The sequence below is a fragment of the Clostridioides sp. ES-S-0190-01 genome, from assembly GCF_020658275.1.
In the GTDB taxonomy this organism is placed as follows: domain Bacteria; phylum Bacillota; class Clostridia; order Peptostreptococcales; family Peptostreptococcaceae; genus Clostridioides.
Genome location: NZ_JACVWA010000042.1, coordinates 1 through 5,505 on the forward strand (window position 1 = coordinate 1; position 5,505 = coordinate 5,505).

The following is a 5,505-nucleotide window of genomic DNA, read 5'->3' on the forward strand; positions in this document are numbered from 1 at the left end:
CTGAGCCAGGATCAAACTCTCAAATAAAAGTTTATCAGGCTCAGATACTATTGTTATCTAAATATCTGGCTTTATGGTTTGTTTCTTGTTTATAAATTAACCTACTGTTTAATTTTCAAAGTTCTTTATGTTTATGTCGTTCTTTATGTTTATGTCCTTTTCTTGAGGACAAGTATTACTATACCAACTTTTTCTTTTAGAGTCAACAACTTTTTTTACTTTTTTTATTTTTAAATTATCACTTTACCTCTCTATTATAATATTATCCACATTATAAACAACTGATTCATATTGTTTTAACTTATTACATTAAATATTATCCACATTATAAACATATTTATCCACATATTACATAATTTATTATTTTTTGAATAAAGATAAATCCATATGTATAATCACTTCTCATTAGTCCATTTATCTATATGATACAATATGTTTACAACTTGAAAACATTGGTTGAAAATGCTTACTTTAATAGCAGCATTATTTCCTCTCAAAAGCATTAATAATGATATTAGTAGTGATAATAGTACATGAGCATATAATTTTATTAAAGTATTTATCAACCCCTTACTACTTTACTTTGTAAATTTATATATTAACTAAAAACTTTCATAATCAAATTAAATACTTTATTAAAGAAAAACTTTTTACATAAAAATAGACGAAAGTAAATATGTTTTTACATTTACTTTCGTCTATTTATGTTCTATTCTGCTATAGATAAATCATCCTTCATATACTGCTCAATTAAAAATACTTTTTTATACTTTAAGCTCTTCTGAACATCAATTATTCTTTGATTTGATGAACCTCTAAATTTTAGACTTATATCTTTTTTTTCATCTACAAATCTTCCATCTACTAAAACATCAATCTGCTTTAATAGGTTCAAGTTTTTAAAATATGCACTATTTTTTTTATCTAGTAGTTGTTCAAATGTAAATCCTGTATAGGACCATACATCTAAGCCAGTCTTTTTGGCTTCTTTTGCTATTTCTTCTAATGGTTCTGGCTGTAAAAATGGCTCTCCACCTGATAGTGTAATACCTTTTTGTAATTTTAGTGACTTTATCTCATTTATAATTTCTTTTGTATCCATATAAAATCCACCACATAAATTATGTGTTTGAGGATTATGACATCCTTTACAATTATGAACACATCCTTGAGTCCATATTACCATTCTTAACCCTGGTCCATCAACTATACTGTCATGACTTATAGTAGATGACATTCTTATCTTCATAACTTACTCCTCCAAATAAAACTATCTATGTTTTACCCTATCTTTAACTTCCGCTTTTTTGGCATTATTAAATCTATCAACTGTACCAACTAAATATCCTGTTATTCGTCTGATTCTTTCAAATTTAATATCACTTTCGTCTTCATTTCTTCCACATACAGGACATATATTACTTGCTATTACTCCCGAGAAACCACATATAGGATCTCTATCTACAGGATGATTTATACTTCCGTATCCTATGCCCAAATCTTTCATTGCTTTTATGATAGTTTCAAAAGCTTCTAAGTTATCAGATGGATCTCCATCTAGTTCTACATATGTTATATGACCTGCATTAGTAAATTCATGATATGGAGCTTCTATCTCAATTTTGTCATATGCACTTATATTATAATAAACTGGAACATGGAATGAATTAGTATAATACTCTTTATCTGTAATACCTTTAATTTCTCCATATACTTTCTTATCTATTTTAGTAAATCTTCCTGAAAGACCTTCTGCTGGAGTACCCATTAAAGAGAAATTTAATTTATATTTGTCTGTAGCTTCATCCATTTTATGTCTCATATATGACACTATTTTTAGTCCTAATTCTTGAGCTTCCTTGCTTTCTCCATGATGTTTACCTGTAAGAGCAATAAGGCATTCTGCTAAACCTATAAACCCAATAGTCAATGTTCCTTGCTTTATTACTTCTTTTAATGTATCTTCTGGGCCCAAATCATCAGAATCTTTCCATACGCCTTGACCCATTAAAAACGGAAAGTTTTTCATTTTTTTATTTCCTTGAACTTCAAGACGCTCTAATAATTGTTCTATAATTAAGTCTATTTTCTCATCTAGTTCTTTAAAAAATTCATCTAAATTAGTTTTCTCATTTTTTATAATTCCATGCTTTATACCTAATCTTGGAAGATTGACAGTAGTAAAAGATATATTTCCTCTGCCACTAACTGTTTCTGGCCCACATACATTACTAAGTACTCTTGTTCTACAACCCATATATGTAGCTTCTGTATCTGGATCTCCTGCTTTATAATATTTAGCATTAAAAGGAGCATCTAAAAAGCTAAAGTTAGGAAATAATCTTTTAGCTGATACCCTGCATGATAACTTAAATAAATCATAATTAGGATCTTCAGGATTTAAATTTACACCTTCTTTAACTTTAAATATCAATATTGGGAAAATTGGGGTCTCTCCATTACCTAAACCTCTTTCTTGTGATAATAATAGATTCTTAGTTACCATTCTTCCTTCTTCTGAAATATCTGTTCCAAAATTTACACTTGAAAATGGTACTTGTGCACCTGCTCTAGAATGCATTGTATTTAAGTTATGTATAAATGCTTCCATAGATTGATATGTTTTTTTATCAGTTTCTTTATATGACTCTTCAAATGCAAAGTTTTGCATGTTCTTTATAAGTTCTTCATCAATATTAAACATTTCTTTTAGTTTTTCTTTTTCAGAGTTTAAATACAATTCATCTTTTTTAAGACCAACTTTTTTATTTGTTTCTTTCTCTGTTCTATATACTATGTCCTTTATTGCTTCATTATTTTCAATTCCTTTAAATAATTTTAATGCTTTAGCTAAGTTTCCTATGTAGAATTTTTTAAATGTCTTATACACACCTTCAGACAAACCATAATCGAAAAATGGTATGCTTTGACCTCCATGTTGATCATTTTGATTACTTTGTATCGCAATTGCGGCTAGAGCTCCATAACTCATTATATCTTGTGGTTCTCTTAAGAAACCATGACCAGTTGAAAAACCATCCTCAAATAGTTTTTTAACATCTATCTGGCAACAAGTTAATGTCCCCATATTTAAAAAGTCCATGTCATGTATATGTATATCTCCATTATCATGTGCGAAAGAATGTTCTGGCTTTAATATATGAGTCTTGCAAAATTCTTTGGATACAGTACTTCCATATTGTAACATTGTTCCCATAGCTGTATTACCATTGATATTTGCATTTTCTCTTTTTATATCAGCATCTTCTGCATCCTCAAAGGTAATTTCTTCTATTGCCTTCATTAATCGTGTTTTTGAATTTCTTATTCTACTTCTTTCAGTTCTATATACTATGTACTCTTCACTAGTTTTTGCATGACCTGTTTCTATAAGAACCTTAACTACAGAATTTTGTATGTCTTCAACACTTGGAACTGATTCAGAATATTTATGATTTATCAACTTTATTACTTCCTGAGTTAGTTGCTCAGATAACTTATAATCAGGTACAATACCTTCTCTTTCTGCAACATTTGTTGCTGCTAAAAATATAGCCCTTGTTATTCTATCTTCATTAAATGGAATCACTCTTCCATCTCTCTTTTTTACAAACTCAACCAATTAAAAAAACCCCCTATTACTATATATTGTATTTTATTAATCTACATACCACTATATGTAGTATATTAAGTCTAAAAAAATCCCCTTCAACTAAGTTAAAGGGATTATCTTAATAATTACTATATTAAGATTACCAAATTTGTACATAATAGTCAAACTAACGCAAATCATTGCAAATACTATGTAGATATTTTGAACATCAGCGTTTGTAACAACTTTGGAAGTCAAAACTTTTTTCTCTTTTTTTTACACTAATTTTAGGCAAAAAATACTCATTTTCATATGTATTAATGTATATATCTACAAATTTCCTTATGTACATTTTTCAAATTTGTCGTATAATATAAATAATAATTTAAAAGGGGGCATTTTATGTTATCAAAAAGACTAAACTTTATAACTCCATCCTATACAATAGGTATTAGTTCAAAAGTTAAAGAAATGGAAAGTGACGGAATTAAAGTAATCAACCTTAGTATAGGAGAACCTGATTTTAATGTACCTAATGTTGCAAAATCTTACGGAATTGACTCTTTAAATAAAGATTGTACTAAATATGATTTAGTTCCTGGATTGAAAATACTTAGAGAAGAAATCTGTAAAAAACTTATTGAAGAAAATAACTGTAAATATTCAATAGATGAAATAGTTATATCAAGTGGAGCTAAAAATTCTATAACAAACACTTTACTAGCGTTAACAGATGAGGGAGATGAAGTGTTATTGCCAAAACCATATTGGGTTAGTTACCCTGAAATGGTTAAATTAGTTAATGCTGTTCCAATTTTTATTGATACCAGAAAAGAAAATGGATTCAAATTAACAAAAGAAGAACTTGAAAAATCTATAACAAGCAAAACAAAGATTCTTGTAATGAATAATCCTTCAAATCCTACTGGTAGTGTCTATACAAGAGATGAGCTAATTGAAATCGTAAAAGTGTGTATACAGAACAAAATATATATTTTGGCAGATGAAATATATGAAAAAATATGTTACACTGGAAATTTCACATCAGTTGCTTCATTAAGCGAAGAAGCAAAAGATATAACTATAACTATAAATGGTTTTTCTAAATCAGCTGCTATGACTGGATTAAGATTAGGCTATACTGCTTCTAATAAAACCATAGCTAAAGCAATGAGTTCCATACAAGGACATCTTATATCACATCCAAGCTTAACATCACAATACATAGCATATGGAGCCTTAAAAGATTGTTCAACTGATATAGATGATATGGTGGAAACATATAAATCTAGAAGAGATTTAATCACATCTAAATTAGATTCTATCGAAAATGTAGATTACGTAAATCCAGATGGTGCGTTTTATGCTTTTATAGACCTTTCTAAGATAGCTGAAAACTTTAAATATAAAGATAGTTTTTCTATAGAATTTTGTAATCAGTTTTTAGAAGAATACAATGTAGCAGTTGTTCCTGGCATAGCATTTGGTATGGATAAATATATTCGTATATCTTATGCTTGTAATGAGAATACTTTCTTGGCTGGATTAGATAAATTAAAAGAATTTGTATCTAAGATAATGGCATAATAATTTTAATCAAACAATTTTTAAATATAAGATATTAGATGATAAATTAATAGATTGTGTATCTATATAATATATTTAACATCGTAATTAAAAACTTAAATAAAATAAAAACCTATTGATTTTCATACCAATAGGTTTTTATTTTATTTGTTATATTAAGCTAGAATTTTATTTTAAATTTTAACTCAATATAACAAATAAAAAAATTACGTGGCTACGTCCTACTCTCCCAGGCAGTTTCCCACCAAGTACCATCAGCGCTAGAGAGCTTAACTTCTGTGTTCGGAATGGGAACAGGTGTATCCTCTCTGCTATTGTAACCACAT

The 5,505-nt window shown here is 28.2% G+C and carries 3 protein-coding genes and 1 rRNA gene; 1 reads left to right on the plus strand and 3 read right to left on the minus strand.

The window, feature by feature from the left end; translation table 11 throughout:
• Positions 1 to 709 precede the first annotated feature (709 nt).
• On the minus strand, positions 710 to 1,249 hold the full coding sequence (gene nrdG / locus IC214_RS16250) for an anaerobic ribonucleoside-triphosphate reductase activating protein (RefSeq protein ID WP_227832019.1): 540 nt from the start codon (positions 1,247 to 1,249) through the stop codon (positions 710 to 712).
• 21 nt (positions 1,250 to 1,270) lie between these two features.
• Complete coding sequence (locus IC214_RS16255; protein ID WP_227437646.1) at positions 1,271 to 3,622, minus strand: anaerobic ribonucleoside triphosphate reductase; 2,352 nt, start codon at positions 3,620 to 3,622, stop codon at positions 1,271 to 1,273.
• A gap of 372 nt (positions 3,623 to 3,994) precedes the next feature.
• Here IC214_RS16255 and IC214_RS16260 point away from each other — a divergent pair, with 372 nt between their 5' ends.
• Entirely contained in the window at positions 3,995 to 5,179 is a 1,185-nt protein-coding gene (locus IC214_RS16260; protein ID WP_227866809.1) for a pyridoxal phosphate-dependent aminotransferase, read from the plus strand.
• A 208-nt stretch (positions 5,180 to 5,387) separates the two neighbouring features.
• Here IC214_RS16260 and rrf read toward each other — a convergent pair.
• Positions 5,388 to 5,504: ribosomal RNA gene (rrf, locus tag IC214_RS16265) — 5S ribosomal RNA — on the minus strand.
• Position 5,505 lies beyond the last annotated feature (1 nt).